Annotated in this window: 24 protein-coding genes; 15 read left to right on the top strand and 9 right to left on the bottom strand. The window is 42.3% G+C overall.

The window, feature by feature from the left end:
• Positions 1-5: 5 nt before the first annotated feature.
• On the top strand, positions 6-782 hold the full coding sequence (locus tag RJ01_RS02930) for a Rossmann-like and DUF2520 domain-containing protein (protein WP_034169997.1): 777 nt from the start codon (positions 6-8) through the stop codon (positions 780-782).
• Between the two features lie 43 nt (positions 783-825).
• Here RJ01_RS02930 and trmB read toward each other — a convergent pair whose 3' ends face one another.
• On the bottom strand, positions 826-1542 hold the full coding sequence (gene trmB, locus RJ01_RS02925; protein WP_005235062.1) for a tRNA (guanosine(46)-N7)-methyltransferase TrmB: 717 nt from the start codon (positions 1540-1542) through the stop codon (positions 826-828).
• A gap of 150 nt (positions 1543-1692) precedes the next feature.
• Positions 1693-3138, bottom strand: coding sequence for a SulP family inorganic anion transporter (locus tag RJ01_RS02920; RefSeq protein WP_034169996.1), 1446 nt, complete (start codon positions 3136-3138; stop codon positions 1693-1695).
• Positions 3139-3354: 216 nt separating this feature from the next.
• Between RJ01_RS02920 and RJ01_RS02915 the strand changes: the two genes are divergently transcribed.
• The 3 genes from RJ01_RS02915 to RJ01_RS02905 all read left to right on the top strand — a co-directional run bounded on the left by RJ01_RS02915 (position 3355) and on the right by RJ01_RS02905 (position 5031).
• Complete coding sequence (locus RJ01_RS02915; RefSeq protein WP_004782472.1) at positions 3355-3966, top strand: glutathione binding-like protein; 612 nt, start codon at positions 3355-3357, stop codon at positions 3964-3966.
• Positions 3967-4122: 156 nt separating this feature from the next.
• Positions 4123-4704 carry an NAD(P)H-dependent oxidoreductase gene (locus RJ01_RS02910; protein ID WP_005235065.1) on the top strand — a complete coding sequence of 194 codons (582 nt, stop codon included), beginning with the start codon at positions 4123-4125 and terminating at the stop codon, positions 4702-4704.
• 15 nt (positions 4705-4719) lie between these two features.
• Positions 4720-5031 carry a putative quinol monooxygenase gene (locus RJ01_RS02905; RefSeq protein WP_034169995.1) on the top strand — a complete coding sequence of 104 codons (312 nt, stop codon included), beginning with the start codon at positions 4720-4722 and terminating at the stop codon, positions 5029-5031.
• A gap of 40 nt (positions 5032-5071) precedes the next feature.
• Here RJ01_RS02905 and RJ01_RS02900 read toward each other — a convergent pair whose 3' ends face one another.
• The 6 genes from RJ01_RS02900 to RJ01_RS02875 all read right to left on the bottom strand — a co-directional run bounded on the left by RJ01_RS02900 (position 5072) and on the right by RJ01_RS02875 (position 8888).
• A complete protein-coding gene (locus RJ01_RS02900; RefSeq protein ID WP_005235069.1) occupies positions 5072-5797 on the bottom strand; it encodes a hypothetical protein in 726 nt (241 codons plus the stop codon).
• 309 nt (positions 5798-6106) lie between these two features.
• Positions 6107-6889, bottom strand: a complete 783-nt coding sequence (locus tag RJ01_RS02895) for a thiazole synthase (protein WP_005235071.1) — start codon at positions 6887-6889, stop codon at positions 6107-6109.
• A 17-nt stretch (positions 6890-6906) separates the two neighbouring features.
• Positions 6907-7104, bottom strand: coding sequence for a sulfur carrier protein ThiS (thiS, locus tag RJ01_RS02890; protein WP_005235073.1), 198 nt, complete (start codon positions 7102-7104; stop codon positions 6907-6909).
• 39 nt (positions 7105-7143) lie between these two features.
• On the bottom strand, positions 7144-7509 hold the full coding sequence (locus RJ01_RS02885; protein WP_005235075.1) for a DUF423 domain-containing protein: 366 nt from the start codon (positions 7507-7509) through the stop codon (positions 7144-7146).
• A gap of 134 nt (positions 7510-7643) precedes the next feature.
• A complete protein-coding gene (gene rpoH, locus RJ01_RS02880) occupies positions 7644-8513 on the bottom strand; it encodes an RNA polymerase sigma factor RpoH (protein ID WP_005235076.1) in 870 nt (289 codons plus the stop codon).
• A 141-nt stretch (positions 8514-8654) separates the two neighbouring features.
• On the bottom strand, positions 8655-8888 hold the full coding sequence (locus RJ01_RS02875; protein ID WP_175968201.1) for a sulfurtransferase TusA family protein: 234 nt from the start codon (positions 8886-8888) through the stop codon (positions 8655-8657).
• A 383-nt stretch (positions 8889-9271) separates the two neighbouring features.
• Here RJ01_RS02875 and RJ01_RS02870 point away from each other — a divergent pair, with 383 nt between their 5' ends.
• On the top strand, positions 9272-9487 hold the full coding sequence (locus tag RJ01_RS02870; RefSeq protein ID WP_004782461.1) for a cold-shock protein: 216 nt from the start codon (positions 9272-9274) through the stop codon (positions 9485-9487).
• A 96-nt stretch (positions 9488-9583) separates the two neighbouring features.
• Positions 9584-10735 (top strand): ATP-dependent RNA helicase RhlB, encoded by a 1152-nt coding sequence (gene rhlB, locus RJ01_RS02865; RefSeq protein WP_004782458.1) that lies wholly within the window; start codon positions 9584-9586, stop codon positions 10733-10735.
• A gap of 63 nt (positions 10736-10798) precedes the next feature.
• Here rhlB and RJ01_RS02860 read toward each other — a convergent pair whose 3' ends face one another.
• Positions 10799-11176, bottom strand: a complete 378-nt coding sequence (locus RJ01_RS02860) for a hypothetical protein (RefSeq protein WP_034170065.1) — start codon at positions 11174-11176, stop codon at positions 10799-10801.
• Between the two features lie 265 nt (positions 11177-11441).
• Here RJ01_RS02860 and RJ01_RS02855 point away from each other — a divergent pair, with 265 nt between their 5' ends.
• The 9 genes from RJ01_RS02855 to RJ01_RS02815 all read left to right on the top strand — a co-directional run bounded on the left by RJ01_RS02855 (position 11442) and on the right by RJ01_RS02815 (position 20527).
• Entirely contained in the window at positions 11442-12020 is a 579-nt protein-coding gene (locus RJ01_RS02855) for a nitroreductase family protein (protein ID WP_034169994.1), read from the top strand.
• Between the two features lie 33 nt (positions 12021-12053).
• Positions 12054-13127: an NAD(P)H-dependent glycerol-3-phosphate dehydrogenase gene (locus RJ01_RS02850; protein ID WP_034169993.1), complete on the top strand. Its 1074-nt coding sequence runs from the start codon at positions 12054-12056 to the stop codon at positions 13125-13127.
• Between the two features lie 73 nt (positions 13128-13200).
• Positions 13201-13656 (top strand): histidine phosphatase family protein, encoded by a 456-nt coding sequence (locus tag RJ01_RS02845; protein WP_005235080.1) that lies wholly within the window; start codon positions 13201-13203, stop codon positions 13654-13656.
• 29 nt (positions 13657-13685) lie between these two features.
• Complete coding sequence (gspL, locus tag RJ01_RS02840; RefSeq protein ID WP_034169992.1) at positions 13686-14828, top strand: type II secretion system protein GspL; 1143 nt, start codon at positions 13686-13688, stop codon at positions 14826-14828.
• Positions 14828-15307: a type II secretion system protein GspM gene (gspM, locus tag RJ01_RS02835; protein WP_034169991.1), complete on the top strand. Its 480-nt coding sequence runs from the start codon at positions 14828-14830 to the stop codon at positions 15305-15307. Before gspL ends, gspM begins: the two co-directional genes overlap by 1 nt.
• 90 nt (positions 15308-15397) lie before the next feature.
• A complete protein-coding gene (locus RJ01_RS02830) occupies positions 15398-16399 on the top strand; it encodes a quinone-dependent dihydroorotate dehydrogenase (RefSeq protein WP_034169990.1) in 1002 nt (333 codons plus the stop codon).
• A gap of 5 nt (positions 16400-16404) precedes the next feature.
• Positions 16405-16986: a CvpA family protein gene (locus tag RJ01_RS02825; RefSeq protein WP_005235088.1), complete on the top strand. Its 582-nt coding sequence runs from the start codon at positions 16405-16407 to the stop codon at positions 16984-16986.
• A 24-nt stretch (positions 16987-17010) separates the two neighbouring features.
• Positions 17011-18546, top strand: a complete 1536-nt coding sequence (gene purF, locus RJ01_RS02820; protein ID WP_034169989.1) for an amidophosphoribosyltransferase — start codon at positions 17011-17013, stop codon at positions 18544-18546.
• A gap of 91 nt (positions 18547-18637) precedes the next feature.
• The gene (locus RJ01_RS02815; protein WP_034169988.1) at positions 18638-20527 is read left to right on the top strand and encodes a M48 family metalloprotease; all 1890 of its coding nucleotides are present in this window, start codon (positions 18638-18640) and stop codon (positions 20525-20527) included.
• Positions 20528-20720 lie beyond the last annotated feature (193 nt).

The following is a 20720-nucleotide window of genomic DNA, read 5'->3' as shown; positions in this document are numbered from 1 at the left end:
GATGAATGCGGATTAGTATCATTGGGGCAGGACGAGTGGCTTATCATCTTGCCCGTGTATTGTCAGCACAACATGAAATTGTACAGATCTACAGCCGGACTCTGGATAAAGCACAGCAACTGGCTAATCGATTTAAAGCGCAAGCTATCGCTCAACCTGAGAATCTGAATCAGAATATAGATTTGATCATCATTGCCGTGAGTGATCAATCAATTGCTAATGTCATCAGACAAGTCCATTCTTATTTGCAAGATGTGCTGATTGTCCATACTTCGGGTAGTACTCACCTGAATGTTCTAGCAGATATACATGCAAAGTCTGGCGTCTTTTATCCATTGCAAACCTTTAGTCTGGAACGTGAAATCGACTGGGAAAATACGCCTTTATTTATTGAAGCATCTGACCCAACAGATCAAGAAATCTTAACCCATTTAGCAAATAGCCTAAGCAAAAGAGTTTATCAATATAGTTCGGACCAACGTTTGAGCTTGCATCTGGCTGCTGTGTTTGCCTGCAATTTTAGCAATTACTGTTATGACATGGCTAAGCAGGTGGTAGATGCACAACAGGTAGATTTTAGCCTGCTTTATCCATTGATTCTGGAAACAGCCAATAAGGCGACGCAAAATGATCCTCGCCAAGGACAGACGGGACCTGCGATGCGTGGTGATCAGAATATTCTGAATATGCATCAGCAGATGCTAGAGCAATCTCAACGACAAGACTTGGCAGGTGTGTATAAATTACTCAGTCAGCAGATTTTAGAACGCCATCATAGCTAATAAAAAAGCGCTGAATAATCAGCGCTTTTTAGACTTATAGATATTAAGAAATTTTCTTAAAGATAAAGTCATTAATCTTGTGGCCAGCTTCGATTCCGCGACGCTCAAACTTGGTTTGTGGACGCCATTCAGGGCGAGGATAGCTGTTGCCTTTATCCGCCAGATTTTCTAAACGTGGACGTTCTTCCAGAACTTCCAGCATCCACTCAGCATACGGTTCCCAGTCTGTTGCAGCATGGAAAGTACCGCCAAGTTCCAGTTTTTGCTCAACCAATGACATGCGGTCATGAGATACAAAACGGCGTTTAAAGTGACGTTTTTTCTGCCATGGGTCAGGGAAGTACAACTGAACGGTGTTAATGCTATTGTCTGGCATTTCACGAAGCACCTGAATCGCATCAGCATCCAGTACACGTAAATTAGTCACGCCCGCCATACCTGCTTCATACACGCACTGCGCAATACCCGGTACATGCACTTCGATCCCGACAAAGTTACGCTCTGGATTCGCTTTAGCCATGAGTACCAGAGAGCGGCCCATACCAAAACCGATTTCTACAGTCAGCGGACGTTCAGGATGTTCAAAATACTGACGCAAATCACCTACCGGATATTCCAAAATTAAGTGACCATATTGTTCAAGCGCAGTACGTTGAGAGGTATTTAATGGCGCTGAGCGGCGCATAAACGTCACAATTTCACGGTGCTCGCTTAAATTGTCCAGCTCCACGACTTGCTGGTCTAATTGATCGTTCGACATAATTTTGGCAAATCTAAAAATTCAGAATGCGGTATTTTAAGTCCTGAGCGGTGCAAGTCAAACTTTTCTCGGTATTTCTCCATAAAAATCGAGCCAGAGATCTCAGACAAAATAAAAGAACCAATCGGCTCTTTTACAGATCAAGCTTGATCAGGTACTAAAACGGTCGATCAACGTGCTACTGGCTTCATTTAAACCAATTACAGTCACGTCTATGCCTTGGGCTTTAAACTTCTGGATGACATTATTGAGCATATTTACTGAAGTCACATCCCAGATATGTGCATGGGTCAGATCCAGCTCAACATGATCCAGCTTTTCTTTAAAATCAAAAAACTGGTAGAACTTTTCTGTACTGCTGAAAAAGATCTGTCCAGAAATTATATAGCTACGTGAATTAGGCTTATGCAAATAAGTCGAGACATGTACAGTTCTTTCCAGCTTATTAATAAAGAACAGAGCAGAGAGCAATACACCGACAAATACACCGAGCGCCAGATTATGAGTAGCAAGCACGACAATAATCACCGCAATCATCACGGTATTAAATTCTAGCGGATGCTTGCCAAACTGTTTGATTGCACCCCACTGGAAGGTGGTAAATGACACCATAATCATAATGGCTACCAGCGCTGCCATCGGAATATAAGCCAGCCAATCTTTCAGAAATACCACCAGGCAAAGTAAGAAGATGCCTGCCACAAGCGTAGACAGACGGGTACGTGCACCAGAAGAGACATTGATAATCGACTGTCCAATCATAGCACAACCGGCCATTCCACCCATAAAACCGCTGACAATATTGGCCATACCCTGACCACGACATTCCCGATGGCGGTCACCTTCAGTTCCGGTAACTTCATCAATCACTGTAGTCGTCATCATACTTTCAAGCAGACCTACAGTGGCTAAAGTAAAGGAATAAGGCAGGATAATCTGCAAGGTTTCCAGATTCAGTGGAATTTCTGGAAGAAGAAAGACGGGTAGGGTATCTGGAAACTGTCCCAGATCGCTCACAGTACGCATATCTGCACCAAGCAATAACGCAAGTGCGCTCAGCACGACGATACAGATCAGAGGCGATGGAATCGCTTTACCGATTTTCGGTATATAAGGAAACAGATAGATAATTATCAAACCTACTAAAATGAACAGATAACCCGTACTGTCCATCCGGTTAATTTCCGGGATTTGTGCCACAAAAATCAGGATCGCGAGGGCATTCAAGAAACCATATACCACAGCCTGCGACACAAAACGCATCAGCTTGGCAACTTTAAAAAAGCCCGCAATCACCTGAATAATCCCGGTCAGAATTGTGGCTGCAAGCAGATATTGCAAACCATGATCCTTGACCAGCGTAATCATCAGTAGCGCCATTGCACCAGTCGCCGCAGAGATCATGGCAGGACGGCCACCGAAAAAGGCAATGGACACCGCAATACAGAAAGAGGCATACAAGCCGACTTGCGGATCAACACCTGCAATCGCAGAAAAAGCAATAGATTCAGGAATCAGGGCCAGTCCAACCACCAGACCTGCCAGCACATCAGTCCGGATATTGGAAAACCATTCTTCTTTTTTCAGGTTAATCACGAAATATCATCTAAATTTTGAGAACCTGCGTATCTTAAACAGATACAGATAAAAATCTACACAAGATTGACTTGCAAAAGCCTGTAAATTCCTCAATATTGGATATGTAACTGTGCCGAATCACAGTTACGCTTTTTTGCAATTTACAGGTTTGATCACTTGAAAGTTTGTCAGAAGCGATTTAAAACATTGAGAAGTGTATAACAAGGATCAGAAATGAAGCTTTACTATTCGCCAGGCGCATGCTCTTTGGCAGCTCATATTATTTTAAATGAAATTAATGTCGATTTTGATTTGGAACGTGTTGACTTAAAAACCCATAAAACAGAAAAAGGTGCAGATTATTACGAAATTAACCCAAAGGGTTATGTCCCAGCACTAGAAATTAATCCGGGTTTAATTCTTACAGAAAATGTTGCAATTTTACCGTTTCTTGCTCAACACGATCCAAAACAAGATCTGATTCCTCCTTCTGGCATGGGACGTGCCAAAGTGCTGGAGTGGTTAGGTTATCTCAACTCAGAACTGCATGATGCTTATGCTGTCTTCTTCACAGGAAAATTATCAGATGAAGCCAAAGAAAAAGCATATGCAGAAATTGACCGTTTATTGAGTTATATCGATAAGGCCATTGGTGAATCGGACAATGATTATCTGGTCGATGATAATTTCGGTCCGGCAGATGCTTACCTATTTGTTCTGACCAACTGGTCGAACCAGATTGAACATGATCTGAGTCCATATAAAAATATTATTCATATCCGCAATAAGGTTGCAGAACGTCAATCTGTACAGATTGCAATGCGTGATGAAGGTTTAATCCCTTAATCACAAAATTTTGAAAAAGCGCCGTAGGGCGCTTTTTTATTCCTTCCAAAGTAATTGTTGATATTTAGTCAATAATGATTTGCAAAATCACTGCTTTTTAGCAATAAGCAGAATCTATATAGTGCCCGTATAAATTTTTGGTTTCAGGTTCTTTCCATGAAAAATATTCTATTAATTAACGGCGCAAAAGCTTTCGCCCATTCAAATGGTCAGTTAAATGATACTTTGGCCGAACTGGCTCAAGAAGTATTAACAAAGCTGGGGCATCAGGTTCAGGTGACTCGTGCTGATAGTGAATATAATGCAAAAGCAGAAGTGGAAAAATATCTTTGGGCAGATACGGTCATTTACCAAATGCCAGGCTGGTGGATGGGTGCGCCGTGGCCAGTGAAAAAGTATATTGATGATGTTTTTACCGAAGGGCATGGCAGCCTATATGCAAATGATGGTCGCTCACGTTCAGATGCTTCAAAACAATACGGCTCAGGTGGCCTGATTCACGATAAAAACTATATGTTATCTCTTACCTGGAATGCACCGATGGATGCGTTTACGGATACCGAGCAGTTTTTTCATGGCGTGGGTGTAGATGGCGTTTACCTACCTTTTCATAAAGCCAACCAATTCTTGGGGATGCAGGCTTTACCGACATTTATTGTGAATGATGTAATTAAAGCCCCTGAAGTTGAAGCGTATATTACACAGTATCGTGAACATTTAATTCAAATTTTTGCTTAACCAGGAGATATGACCATGCTAACCGTTATTGCTGAAATCATTTGTCATTCGGAACAAGATATGAAAACAGTGCTGGATTCATTTAACAACATCCGCGCACAGGTATTACAAGAGCCAGGCTGTCATCTTTATGATGTTTATATTGATCATCCAGAGATTGAGAGCCGATTACAGACCAAAGTGCCTTTTTCAATCATGATGTTTGAAAAATGGGAAAGTATTCAGCATCTGGAAACCCATATGCATAGTGTAAATATGCAGCAACATACTAAAGCCACTCAAGGTGCGGTTGCGAGTGTAAAGATCCGAATTTTAGAAGCACTTTAAGCTGTAATTCTCAGTTTGAAAGAGTTTGTGATATTTAATTTTATTTGAACTCTTGTGGCTGATTAAATTGAACCTGTTCAAATTTTAGTGCGTAGCGGTGTTTTAAAGTGGACCATTGAACTTTGGCAGGTTGCGTCTGTTCTGCAAATTCATTTTCATCTGTTGTAGTTTTTACCTTGCCTGTTAAAAAGTTAATGCTTAGTGCTGTACTCTCACCCGAAGCACGGTGAAAATCATCTACATCATAGCCGATCAGCTTAAAAGCATTATTTTGGTATCGGAATGTATAAGTATGATTGGTGACATACCATGAACCACAGCTTAGCCAGTAATATAAATGAACCCGAAGTACACCTTTTTGAATGCTTAAGGCTTCGGATTCACCAAGTGGATCAGCGAGACAAGGTGATTCAACATCACCTTCGTTTGGCAAAGTAGTATTGCTAGCTGCAAGCTGATAACCACTTTCTTGCTTGAATAAAATCAAAAGTTTTCGTTTGTTGGTATTCAGAACATGATTGCCTACACCTGCATTTGCAACAAGGTTTTCGGGATTAGTATCTTCAATAATCAGCGCGAGATCTGCTTGACCGTCCTGATTTAAATCGCCTTGCGTTTTTTCTAGAACTTTCCAGTTTTTCGGAATAAAAGATTGATAGCTTGATTTGAAAGAACTATCTGTCTGAGGTTTTGCACATGCATTTTGTGTAAATGCTATACACAGCAGGGTGCTAAATAGGAAAGGCAGTTTGATCTGATGAAGCATCGGTTTAAATTCCTTTTATTTATAATTTTTTTGATGGTCAAAGCTGAGTAATAAGTTTAGCCAACAAGGTTAAGTCATTTCTTTGAATATTGGATAGATATTTATGGTGAACTTTAAAGCTTTTTTATAAATTCAACTATGGGGATTTGAAGTTCCTATTCAAATTTGTCTAAACCAAGAAGTGAACTTTTAATATTCAATCTTCAAATTTAACTTGGGTATCTAAATTTAAAAGTTCAGGAGTTTGCTAGAAACTCCTGAACAGATCGATATGATTCAAATAATCTTTTAAGCTTCTAGCCCTGATTATTATTTAAAGAAATAACCGGTTTCAGGTGAGCTGGCATTGGCCATGCGTTTGCATGGCATACGGCCGGCAAGGAATGCTTCACGACCAGCTTCAACCGCTTTACGCATCGCAGAGGCCATTAAGACCGGATTTTGTGCTGCTGCAATCGCCGTATTCATTAGTACGCCGTCACAGCCCAGTTCCATGGCAATCGCTGCATCACTTGCTGTACCGACACCTGCATCAACCAGCACAGGCACTTTGGCATTTTCTTTAATGATCGAAATTGTATGTGGATTCAGAATCCCCATACCAGAACCGATCAGGCTCCCCAAAGGCATGATTGCTACGCAGCCCATACTTTCCAGTTCTTGTGCTACGATCGGATCATCTGAGGTATAGACCATGATTTCAAAACCGTCATCGATCAGGGTACGCGCTGCTTTCAAGGTTTCAGTAATATTTGGATAAAGCGTCTTTTCATCACCCAGAACTTCCAGTTTTACCAAGTTATGACCATCCAACAGTTCACGTGCCAGCATACAGGTGCGTATTGCGCTATTGGCATCAAAACAGCCTGCTGTATTTGGCAAAATGGTGTATTTTTCTGGTGGAACTACTGAAAGCAGGTTCGGTTGGTCCGGATGCTGACCAATATTCACCCGGCGAATAGCAACCGTTACAATTTCTGCACCGCTGGCCTGAATGGCCTGATCTGTTTCATTTAAATCTTTATATTTGCCTGTGCCTACTAAGAGACGAGACTGAAATTGGCGTGAACCGATCTGTAATAAATCTTGCATAATTGTTCCAAGTGTTATTAGCCGCCACCGACTGCGTGAATAATTTCTATTTTGTCCGCTTCGCAAATGGGCGTTTCACCCAATCTGCTTTTAGAAATAATCATTTCATTTACCTCAACAGCAAAGCGCTTACCCTCAAGCGCCAGACTTTGAACCAGTTCCAGCAGGTTCTTGCATTGAGTTTCTTGTTGTTCGCCATTGATATATACCAGCATCTTGGCAACCCTCCATGATTATTGATTAAAGCATCAGACCTATTTGAGGTATTTTACGGCATTCCAGGCCAGAATTAACCAGCCAGCAATCATTAAGGCACCACCAATTGGCGTAATTGCACCTAAACCGCGCGGCAGACCTAGTGCCATGATATAGAGTGAGCCACAGAACAGGAAAATCCCCGCCTGAATCAGGAGAAAACTCCATTTGATTGGCAATTCAGGAATCACTCGGCTGATCACTGCCAGAATAAGTAAGCCAAGAGCATGGTAGAAGAAATAATCTGTGGCCGTTTGCCACCAGGTCAACTGTGCTTCAGTCGCTCGAGTCTTTAAACCATGGGCACCAAATGCGCCGAGTATGACCGCAAGCGCAAGATTCAGTGCTGAAATCGCAATCCACATTTGAATTGATCTTCTCAATAAAGTTTGCGCTTAACCTTAGCATAAAAGCAGAGACCGAAACACGACATTAAAAGACAAAAAAGCCTTCATATATGAAGGCTTTTTTAAGATTAGTAGCTTATTAATTCAACACGTCAGTTTGAAGACATTGCCACTTTGATTTTTTCCATTGCATTCTTTTCAAGCTGACGGATACGTTCAGCGGAAACATTATATTCAGCTGCCAGTTCATGCAAGGTTGACTTTTCATCATCCAGCCAGCGACGCTGCAAGATATTACGAGAACGGTCATCAAGCTGTTCCATCGCTTCATGTAGGGCAGAGGTACTTTGTTCCTCATAGTCTTCATTTTCAATCAGACGTGCCGGATCATAACGGTTGTCTTCCAGATATAGTGCTGGAGCAACGTGAGTTGAATTTTCGTCATCATCGTCACCTGATGCTTCAAATGCCGCATCATAAGCTGTTAATCGGCCTTCCATTTCCAGCACCTGTTCTGGCGTTACATTCAGGTCATTGGCAATCGACTGAGCTTCTTCAAGCGTTAACTTTTTAGATGACTTTTTCAGGCTACGTAAATTGAAGAACAGTTTACGCTGCGCTTTAGTGGTCGCAATTTTGACAATACGCCAGTTACGAATTACATATTCATGAATTTCAGCTTTGATCCAGTGCACCGCAAATGACACCAGACGTACGCCCATATTCGGGTCAAAACGTTTAACGGCTTTCATCAGGCCAAGGTTGCCCTCCTGAATCAGGTCACCTTGAGGCAGGCCATAACCTGCATAACTACGTGCAATATGTACCACGAAACGCAAATGAGACATGACTAGCATTTTTGCTGCGTCCAGGTCTTGGTCGTAGTAATAGCGTTCGGCCAACTCTTTTTCTTGTTCGGCCGTTAAAATAGGAATTTGATTGACAGTGCTAATATAAGCACCAAGATTGACACCTGGCGCCGATAATGACAGGGGCATCAATTGATTGCGGCTGTCACTCATGTGTTCTCCTTGAAGTGCGGGGGATTTAACCCTTAACTAGGTTTTATCTTAATCTAAACTCTCCTCAAATAATGGATATTTGGGTAGAGAAATGTAAACTTTTATACGAGTATGGAGAGCATCCAGTTTAATTGAAAATTTTTAAGATTCAATCAGGTAGTGATATTCAGTTGCAGAAATCTGTTGAGATTCGCATTTTAACTGATGCATTTGGCAATATCGTGTAACATCAGTTTGACTATGTGGATCTGATGACTTTAGCAAGAATGTTTTGCCCTGATCTGCTTTTAATGCACGCTTTAACATCAGGAGCGGCATCGGACAGGGTTTACCCATGGCATCAATAATATGCGCTTGACCGTGGTTATCACTCATTTCCGTTTTATTCATATCGCAAAAAAAAGGCTATAAATATTAGCAAATAGGATGCCAAAACCCAACTATTTGGCTAAAAAGTTACATGAAATAATATATATAATTTTTCTGATATATATTGTGAAAAAAATAACTAAATCAAAAGGAACAAAGCTAAAAAATATCTATTAATTGTCATAAACCCATGTTAAGCTCGTTGCGTATTTAGGATTTCAGATAAACAAATTGATTGTTTTTCGCCCTATACACAATGGATGTAACCGGGATTTTGTTAATAGTTTTACAGAATGATTACAAGCTTAAAAATAATATTTTCAAACTTGTTTGCTCTGCTGTTTGCAACACCGGGTGGTCCTTTTTTTAGTATCAATGAGGATTAACTTATGACAGCTGCTCGTGAACAAGGCGTAGTTAAATGGTTCAACGACACTAAAGGCTTCGGCTTTATTCAACGCAACGGCGGTGATGACGTATTCGTTCATTTCCGTGCAATCCAAGGCGAAGGCCACCGTTCACTTCGTGACGGCCAACGTGTTGAATTCAGTGTAGTTAAAGGCCAAAAAGGCTTCCAAGCTGAAGAAGTTCAACCATTAGACTAATCTTCGGATTAAGCTAATAAACGCCCCAATATAAATTGGGGCGTTTTTTGTTTATACTATTCCATCTTAGTGATTATCAAATTAGAGCAGCGCTTTATGTCATCTGGTTTTGAAACCTTAAATTTACATCCCCAACTGAAAAAGGCAATTGATGCTTTAGGCTTTACTTCCATGACGCCGATTCAGCAGAAGGTTTTAAAATTCACCTTGGCAGGACATGATGCTATTGGTCGTGCACAAACGGGTACGGGTAAAACTGCCGCATTCCTGATTAGCGTGATTAATGACTTGCTGAACAATCCGGTAAAAGAGCAGCGTTATCGTGGTGAGCCACGTGCACTGATTCTGGCACCGACTCGTGAACTGGCATTACAGATTGAAAGCGACGCGCATGAGCTGACCAAGTTTACTGACCTGAGTGTGGTAACACTTCTGGGTGGTGTAGATTTTGACAAGCAGAAAGCTCAATTGGATAAAGCGCCAGTCGATATCATGGTGGCAACGCCAGGGCGTCTGATTGATTTCGTCGAGCAAAAAGAAGTCTGGCTGGACCAGATTGAATTCCTGGTGATTGATGAAGCTGACCGTCTACTGGATATGGGCTTTATTCCATCAGTAAAACGTATCGTGCGTTTCTCGCCACGCAAAGAGCAGCGTCAGACACTGATGTTCTCTGCAACCTTTAGCTATGATGTGTTGAATCTGGCACAGCAATGGTTGTTTGAACCGGTCACTGTCGAAATCGAACCAGAGAAGAAAACCAATGCCGACGTTGAACAACGTGTTTATATGGTCGCGAAGGCAGATAAATATAAATTGCTGCAAGACATTCTGCGTGATGAACCGATTGAAAAGGTAATGATTTTCGCTAACCGTCGTGATCAGGTGCGTAAGCTCTATGATCATTTAAAACGTGATGGTTATAAGGTGGTGATGCTGTCAGGTGAAATTGCTCAAGACAAACGCCTGAAAATGTTAGACCAGTTCAAAAATGGTAAACATAACATCATGATTGCGACAGACGTTGCCGGTCGTGGTATTCATGTAGACGGCGTATCCCATGTGATTAACTTTACTTTGCCTGAACAGTCAGATGATTATGTACACCGTATTGGTCGTACCGGTCGTGCGGGAACGCGTGGTGTAAGTATCAGTTTCCTGGCGGAAGATGATGCGTTCTATCTGCCAGAGATTGAAAAAGCAATTGGACAGAAATTACCGCTGACCCGTTTGGAAGGTTATTGCTAATCTAAATTGCAAAAAAAACCGCTCTTAAAGAGCGGTTTTTTTTATTGTTGCACATGTTGAAGCTTATTTAGCCTCACAACGGAACGTTAAAACAGTCTGATAATCATCATTCTGGTTCAATCCGGTATTGGTGCCGGCAATATTGCCTAATACAGTCGCAGCAGCCTGAATCATTTGTCCGGTCTGTTCATCGACTACACCTTTTAGTGCACCATCATAAGAAGTTTTTTCATCCAGAATAATCGCAGTTGCTTTGGAGCCACAGGTTTTGCTGGCGGCATTCACTGCATTATTTTTAGAGGTTAACTGGTTTTTACCTAATCCTGTTACTTCAAACTGATTATTTTCCTTTTGAACCGCCACTGAAGTCGGGTTAGATGCACAGGCAGTTAAAAGTAGAGCTGAAGCTGCTAATCCGCTGATCGCAATTGTTTTTTTCATCATAAAATCTCGCTTGAAAACAGAACTGGTAATATTGAAACACAGTAAAAAGCACAGAATTAGGAGCTGTTGTATAAGTTTGGCAATTTTCGATGTTGCTCTATGAGAGAAAAGTGAATGAAAGAGACCTTTTATTGATTCCATAGAAAATATTGTAATCTTCCTTAAATATTTTCAAGGTAGAGGTATTTGCAAGTTTCTAGAGTATTACTAGTGGAATATGCTAATCTTGACCGTAGTTTTTAAGTTATAGATCTATAAAGCAATGACGGAATCTGTGGTCGACATCGTTCATCAAAATATTCACCAACGTCAATCAATAGGACATTTGCTGGCACCTGCGCCGAATGCAGAACAGTTAGAAATGGCATTTAAAGCTGCTTTGACAGCACCGGATCATCACCGGTTAAAACCTACCACTTTTGTGATCATCCCGGATGCGCAACGTGAAGCATTTGGTGAACTGTTATCGCAAGCACTGATAGATCTGGGTCAAACTGAATCAGCTCAGATTGAACGGGTCAAGAATCATCCTTTTCGTGCACCTTTGCTGGTACTGGCATTAACCCGTTTGCAGGATCATCCGAAAGTGCCACATTTTGAGCAGATTTTGAGTTCAGGTGCCGCTATTCAAAACTTCTTGCTGTCTTTGCAGGCTCAAGGTTTTTCAACTATGTGGCGTAGTGGCGCAGTAGTAGAATCAAAATTTTTCAAGCAGTCGCTCGGCATTGGTAAGGATGATCTGGTTTCTGGCATTATCTATATCGGTACAGCGGCAAAAGCGATTGCACCACGTGCTGAAATCCAGACCCAGAATTATGTAAGTTATTGGAATCAAAACTAAGGCATTTCAAGACACAGGATATTAGAAAACAAGATGTCAGAATTAAATTTTACCGATTTGATTGAACCGGTAGTGGTCAACCAGAATACGGCTTTAAGAATTACAGTTTTAGGCGGTGGTAGTTTTGGTACTGCAATGGCCAATACCGCGGTTCGAAATGGCTGTGATACCATGATCTGGATTCGTGATCCGGAAGTAGCTGAAGATATTAATGCAACACATATCAATAAACGCTATCTACCGGATTTTAAGCTGGAAGAAAATCTGCTTGCTGTGTCCGTTCTGGAGAAGGCTGTTCGTGATCGCGATATTATTCTAGTCGCAATTCCAAGCCATTCTTTTCGTGATGTGTTGCAGCAGATCAAGCCTTTTATCACATCTCAAGCCGTGATTTCCCTGACAAAAGGGATTGAGGCCAATACCTTCAGCTTTATGAGTGACATCATTCGTGAAGAACTACCGGAAGTGCCTTATGGTGTGCTGTCTGGTCCAAACCTGGCCAAAGAAATTGTCGCAGGTCAGCCGGCAGGTACGGTGATTGCCAGTGAATCTGAACTGGTACGTTATGCAGTGCAACAGGCACTCCATAGTGCATTATTCCGTGTCTTTGCCAGTGATGATGTGCATGGCGTAGAACTGGGTGGCGCATTGAAAAATATTTATGCGGTCGCGATGGGAATGGCGGCTGCCTATAATGTCGGTGAAAATACCAAAAGTATGATTCTAACTCGTGCGCTAGCTGAAATGAGCCGATTTGCAGTCAAGCTGGGTGCAAATCCGCTAACTTTCTTGGGGCTTTCTGGTGTAGGTGATCTATTTGCCACTTGTAACAGTCCGCTGAGTCGTAACTATCAGGTTGGTTATGCATTAGGTAAGGGTAAAACCTTAGAGCAGGCGACGACTGAACTGGGTCAAACTGCGGAAGGGATCAACACCATTGTGCAGGTAAAAGCGCGTTCAGAAGAGCTGGATGTTTATATGCCGATTACAACTGCTTTGTATGAAGTGATCTTTGAAGGAGCGCCGCCGCTGACGATCGCTTTATCCTTGATGAAAAATGGTCATCGCAGTGATGTCGAATTTGTCTTGCCACATCATCAAGTCTGATCTATAACACAAGAAGCACGATGATTATGATGCTGACTGATGATCGTAACGACCAAATAAATAGGGAAATAAGATGCAACTGACTTTAGTGCGACATGGCGAAGCCGCGCCACCAGTGAATGGGAATGATACCAAGCGTCCCCTAACGGAGCGCGGGCATCAACAGGCGGAACAGACAGCGCAGTATTTAAGGGACATCATTAAACCGGAGGTGTTTGTGGTCAGTCCTTTATTGCGTGCGCAGGAAACTCTGGCGCATTTACAGCACTATTTTAAAGATGTACCCGTGGTGATCTGTAATACCATCAAGCCTGATGATGATGCCAAAGTTGCAGTTGAATGGTTATCGCAGTTGCCGTATGAGTCCATTGCGGTGGTTTGTCATATGAATGTAGTGGCGCATATTGCCTCCATTCTCGTGACTGAGTCTTTCCACCCATTTCATTTGTCAGAAGCACGTATTTATGATCAGGCCGTGATTGCACCAGGCTTATCAACACAAGTTAAAAGCTTTATTCCAACAGTATAAAAACCAATTAAAACGGTAGAACACAATCGATGTTGTATTTATGGATGCCGGAAGCCAATGGGGTTTGGCAATGGTCAAAGGGGGAGTTCTGGAACACTGTTGCGACACTCGAGCAGCTGATTCAGGATATTCAGGCCTATCATGGTGAAGAGGCGACGGTCTTTTTTCCAAGTCGTCATGTGCAGATTTTGCAGCAGACCTTGCCTAAGAGCCAATACAAGAAAATGGGCAATGATGGCATCAAATATCTGTTAGAAGAATATGTGGTACTGCCTGTCGATACGATGAAAGTGCTGCATCATTTTCAGCAGCCTGACCAGATCGGTATTATGGGGATTGCAAATTCTACAGTTGAAACTTTGCAGCATGCCCTGAATCTGATTCCTATTAAAGTCACTGCATTATTGCCAGACTTTCTGGTCTTACCAGTACCTGAACATGCGCAGCAGCGCGTTATTGCACAAATTGGTGGGCATCTGCTGGTACGTGAAGCTGAATATATTGGCCAGTCAGTGGATGATCTGAGCCTTTATCTGGATTTTCAGTCTAAAGATCTGGAATATCAGGTCAGCAATCTCAGCCCTGAACAAATGAGCAGTTTAGAAGCGGTAGCAACACGTGAACAATTAAACTCGTTCCAATATACGTTGCCAATGCTAAAAAAACCGAAACAGCATCCATTTAATATCCTGCCAAAGGGTAAATCGGATAATACTGTTTCCGGTTACTGGAAAGCCTGTGCGGCGGTTTTTCTTGGGATTCTAGTATTGCAATTTACTTACGATGCGGTGCGCTGGTACCAATATAAAAAAGTCGCCAATACCACTGCGATGCAGGCGATTGACCAGTTTAAATACTGGTTCGGACAAAATTATCCGGTCACTGAGCAGAATATTAAAAGCCAGTTCGAAGCCCAGCTTCGTCAAAGTCAGACTGCGGATACTCAGGCTTTGCAGCTCATTAGCCGAGTCGGGCCGGTACTAATGCAAAACCAGATTGTGGCACAGCGCGTCAATTATGACCCGTCAGGATTGAGTCTACAATTACAGTCCAATTCATCTGAAAGTTTAAATACTTTAACCAAGCAACTGGGGCAGCAGGGTTTTAAAGTAGAATTGGGGAATATACAGGCGAATGGAAAAGGCGTCGTAGGACTGGTGAAAATACAATAATGAAAGCCATTGAAACCTTACAGAACCGTATGGATCTGCAAATTGAAAAACTGACCGATTATCTGGATCGTTTGTCAGCACGTGAACGCATTCTGGTGATCTTTACAACGATCTTTGTGTTGGTGACCGCTGTTGCAAGTGCATTATGGGCGATGCATCAGGCAGCAGATACCCAGCAGAAACGTTTAAATGATCTAAAAGATACGCTGGTCTGGATGCAAAGCAATGCGGTCACCATGAAGCCGGCAGGAGACTTGCAATTAGATGCAGCAGAAAAAGTGCAACGCATTACCCAGCAACAAGGGCTGTCGGTTGCATCACAGCAAATGGATGGAAAAATTCAGTTGATGCTGTCTCACGAAAATTATTCTGTGCTGGCCAACTTCCTGACACAGTTGGCACAAATGGGGCTAAGTATCGAGAAAATAGAACTAAATAATGAAGCAGGGCAGATTAAATTAACAGCGACTGTGCAATAACTGGTAAAAATAAAGATTTGCAAAGCATGGTTTTTTTGTCAGCCTATGCCTATAATATGCCGACTTAAAAAGCAGTAGACTTTTCTAGATATGTTGTATTCTCTAGCCCGCCCTTTGTTGTTTTCTTTAGCACCAGAGCGTGCACATGAGCTGACACTATCACTATTAAAATCATCCCATAAAATGGGCATGATGCGTCAAAATGTTGCTGTGAAACCTGTGACCTGTATGGGAATCGAATTTCCTAATCCGGTCGGTCTTGCAGCAGGGTTAGATAAAAATGGTGCCTATATTGATGCCTTGGCCAGTCAAGGCTTTGGTTTTATTGAAATTGGTACCATTACTCCACGCCCGCAACTTGGTAATCCTCATCCACGTTTATTCCGTCTTCCGAAAGCCAAAGCGATTATTAACCGTATGGGTTTTAATAATGATGGTGTGGACAAACTGATTGAAAACGTTAAAGCTGCAAAATTTAAAGGTGTACTGGGAATCAATATCGGTAAAAACGCTGATACTCCGGTAGAAAAAGCAGTAGATGATTACCTTATTTGTTTAGAAAAAGTCTATAATTATGCTTCCTATATCACCGTTAATATTTCTTCTCCAAATACCAAGAACCTGCGCAGTTTACAAAGTGGCGATGCACTGACTGAATTGCTGGAAACGCTGAAGAATCGTCAGCTGGAACTGGCTCAGGAACATCAGCATTACGTTCCTCTGGTATTAAAAGTTGCACCGGATCTTGAAGCTGAAGATATCGCCTTTATTGCCAAGCAGTTATTGCAATACAAGATTGATGGTCTGATCGTGACCAATACCACATTGTCACGTGAAGGTGTGGAAGGTCTGGAGCATGCAGAAGAAGCGGGCGGTTTATCAGGCGCGCCAGTCTTTGAGAAAAGCACGGCATGTCTGGCTGCATTTGCAGAGGAATTAAAGGGACAAATTCCATTGATTGGTGTGGGTGGTATTCTTTCAGGTGCGGATGCGCTAGCCAAGAAAAAAGCTGGTGCAAGCCTTGTACAAGTCTATAGTGGCCTCATATATACTGGGCCGGAACTGGTTAAAGACTGTGTAGCCGCGCTTTAAATCCTATGAATGCCATTGATATCTTTCTACTGATTATTTTGCTCATTGGAGGGCTCAACGGTTTGCGCCAAGGATTTATTAAAGCCTTTGCGAACTTAGTGGGATGGATTTTTGCCTTGATTATTGCGGCGAAATATTCAACACTACTTGCGCCCTCAATGGTTGCTCTCAGTACAGATCCAGTGGTACAGAAGATTGCAGCCTTTGCCTTTATCGTTCTGATGATTGTGGTACTCACCTGGATTGTCACCTTTCTGCTCAACCGCATTTTAAAAACCCTGAAACTCGGTCCGCTGAATCGTCTTGCGGGCGGTGTTTTCGGTAGCCTGAAAGGTTTGCTGATTGTTCTGATTACCATGCAGGGGATTGGCCCTTGGGTGGAAAGTTCGCCGCACTGGAAGCAGTCCAAATTTATACAGGTCTTATTGCCATATGCGCCTTGGGCAACAGAGCTCTCCAAAGAAGCCGCAAATGGCGCCCTGCAACATATCAAGTCTGAAGGGGCACAGAAACCTTCAGATTCCTCATCTGAACCGGCATCCAAGGCCAAGAGTTCAGATGCGTCAACGAATAATCCTTTTTATTAATCCTAGCTTGTCTGCGAGGTTGCTATGTGTGGAGTAGTTGGTATAGCTGGTAAATCACCTGTTAACCAAATGTTGTTTGATGCATTAACGATGTTACAACATCGTGGACAAGATGCAGCTGGGATTGTGACTTGTCAGGAAGGCCGTCTGTTCCTGCGTAAAGATGTCGGTATGGTCCGTGATGTATTTCATACCCGTCATATGCGTGCTTTACAGGGTAATTATGGTATTGGTCATGTGCGTTATCCAACGGCGGGTACTTCAAGCAGTGCCGAAGCGCAACCATTTTACGTAAACTCACCTTATGGGATTACGCTGGCGCATAACGGTAACTTAACCAATGCTGAAGAAATTCATGACGACCTGTTTAAAACTGACCTGCGTCACATGAATACTGATTCAGATTCAGAAGTGCTACTAAACGTACTGGCGCACGAATTACAAAAACGTGGCAAGCTGGTACCAACATCTGAAGATATTTTTCAGGCTGTAACGCGTGTACATGAGCGTTGTAAAGGTGGGTATGCCGTTGTTGCGATGATTACTGGTCAAGGTCTGGTAGGCTTCCGTGATCCAAACGGTATCCGTCCATTAATTTATGGTTCGCGCGAAACAGAAAATGGTATGGAATATATCATTGCTTCTGAATCTGTAGCGATTACGGCACTAGGCTTCAAAGTTGAACGCGATATCGAACCGGGTGAAGCGGTTTTCATTGATTCTGACGGTAATTTCTTTACCCAGCAATGTGCAGCGAATCCAGAATATCGTCCATGTATTTTTGAATATGTGTACTTTGCCCGCCCAGATGCAACCATTGATGGGATCTCTGTGTATAAAGCCCGTCTGAAAATGGGTGAGAAGCTGGCACAAAAAATTCTGCGCGAGTGGGGCGATGAGCACGACATCGACGTGGTGATTCCAATTCCGGATACTTCACGTACTTCTGCACTTGAACTGGCTAATATAGTGGGCGTGAAATTCCGTGAAGGTTTCATGAAAAACCGTTATATCGGCCGTACCTTCATCATGCCAGGTCAGCAACTGCGTAAAAAATCAGTACGTCAAAAACTGAACCCGGTTGAGCTCGAGTTCCAGGGCAAAAACGTTCTACTGGTTGATGACTCGATTGTTCGTGGTACGACTTGTAATGAAATTATTCAGATGGCACGTGATGCGGGTGCGAAAAAAGTATTCTTCGCTTCTGCGGCACCTATGGTGAAATATCCAAACGTGTATGGTATTGATATGCCAGCGAAATCTGAACTGATCGCTTCTGAACGTAGTGTAGAAGAAATCCGTGAAATTATTGGTGCTGACCGTCTGATTTTCCAGGATCTGGAAGACCTGAAAGATGCAGTACGTACCAAAAAGGTTCCTCATTTGCGTGAATTTGACTGTTCTGTATTTGATGGTGTGTATGTCGCAGGTGGAATCAATGCTGAATACCTCGATCAATTAGAGCAAAAACGCAGTGATGGCGCCAAAAAAGGCGACAATTTTATTGATGTGAATATTGATGCAGCATCAGTTGATCTGACCGGTGTACGCGAAGTCTAAGCAATTAAAATCATGATGAAAAAGCGGGAATTTCCCGCTTTTTTGTTTTATGATGAGCCCAAGGAAAGACCAGATCAGTTAGGGTGGTAGATTGAAAAGCGTAGGATATGCTTTGGTCAAAAACAAGAATATGCTATTGCTAGCCAGCTTTTGTCTGATTGCGATACTATTAACAGTTCTGATTATCAATACAGTGGTTGGCCTGTTTGTTTTCTATGCTGATCCTGGCCAGTCGATATGGTGGCATGTCCTTAGTCCTTATCTGGTAGCACTGGTTTTATTCTTGATGATTATTTCGGTCATCTATGAATTTTATACGTTTCGTGCCGGCGGCTATTCTTTAGCCCAGCAAATGGGCGCGCGTCGACTGAACCAAATGGAAAGTATTCCGGAAGAAAGTGCTGCACTACGGATCAATACTCAACTGGCAGATACGTTCCTGATTGAACCGCCAGCTATGTATGTCCTGCCGAATGAAGTGGGGGTCAATGCATTAACAGCGGGTTTTAGTCCACGTGATACTGCTATTATTCTGACTTGGGGTGCATTACAAACTCTTGATGAAATTGAACTTTACGGCTTGCTCAGTCATGAATTTAACAAGATTCTATCTGGTGAAACAGCTGAAAATACCCGCCTGAAAATTCTATATAGCAGTCTGACCACTTTTAGCCAGTGGGGCAGCAAGATTGCGAAGTTGGGGTTTTATCGAAATGATGTACCTCGCGAAAACAAGTTTGAAACCTTCTATGTCTCAATCGGAGCAGTCATCTGGTTGATTGGCAGCTTGGGTATTTTGATTACACGTTTTATTAAATATATTTCATTGGGCGGACGTACCTATAAAAATGACCAGAAAACCCGACGCCTGATTCAGAATGATGCCAATATTCAGACTTTATTGCGCATTCATGTACATCATTCAGGTTCACAGATTTACAGTGAATATGCCGAATCCATTTCACATATGTGTTTTGCCAATTCTCTAAGTCCACAGAACTGGTTGAATATTCATCCGAATATTAATCAGCGTATTTATGAATTAAATCCTGCCTTGATTCAGGATCTGCAGCTTGAAAATCTGAAGAAATTAAAAAACCAGCCTTTGTTTAGTCTGTTTCGTTCACTCGAAGATGTCGTGCCTGAAAGCACAGCAGTCTGGGAATCCCCACAACCTTTGCCTTTGTTACGCTTGTCTCCAATTAGCTTCGCCATTAAAGATGCCATCAAGCCATTAAATCCGGAGCTGCGTGCCAATATGCCGCGTCCGGAGCTGATTGAACGTGCTTTGCAAACTTCGACCGGTTCACGTGAAGTGATGGTCGCAATTTTGATGATCCGGCAATATCGTGAATTTATTCCGACCGAGGCAGAGGTCAGTCGTGCGATTATTGATTCATTATTAAATCTGGATGGACGGGTACATATCTCGATTTTCCAGCAAGCCTGTAAAAATATTGGTGGAATGCCTACCACAGTTGCACGGCAGTTTTTAATGAAGCTGGCAAGGATTATTCAGGAAGATGGTGAAATTGGTTTGCTGGATGCCTTATTGCTAGAGCGGGTGAAGTATGAGCTGAATTTACTGCCGATGCATACGCCGACGTCTTTAGATGAGGTCAAACCACAGATTGTACGTCTGATTGATGCCTTGCTGCATGTGCAGCAGATTAATAGCGATAATCAACTGGAGGTTCGGGAAAAGATTTTAAACCGTATTCTTAGTCCTCGAGAACTTGAGCTGTATAGTGAAATCTCAGATGAGCCGATTGATTTGGCCGAGATTTTAAATGATATTGCAGGATTGTTATTACGTGATCGTTTGAGCATGTTGGGTATTGCAGAAGTTTGCCTGTGGAGCGACCGGATCATGACTCAGGATGAACTGGATGTGATGGAGCTTTTATACTGGCGCTTGGGCTTTGAATCCAATGAAATTACCTCGCAAATGCTTAAGAAAAACAGTTTGATGATTATCTAGTATTTTTAAATTAATAAGATGTATTTAAGTCCAGTCTTTCAAGAACTGATCTATAAACAAACTTGCAGTAGAAAAAAGTAATCTTATAAATTGATTTCTATTCTGAGTTAAAATGACTCAAGATAGAGAGTGAAAACTGGAAATAGTTCGGCAAAGAAAAGCGAATCCCGTTAAAATGTTCGACCTGAAATAG

Source organism: Acinetobacter sp. YZS-X1-1, from assembly GCF_000804305.1.
GTDB lineage: Bacteria > Pseudomonadota > Gammaproteobacteria > Pseudomonadales > Moraxellaceae > Acinetobacter > Acinetobacter variabilis.
Note: the sequence above shows the minus strand (reverse complement) of the source record. Positions and strands in the feature narration are given on the sequence as shown.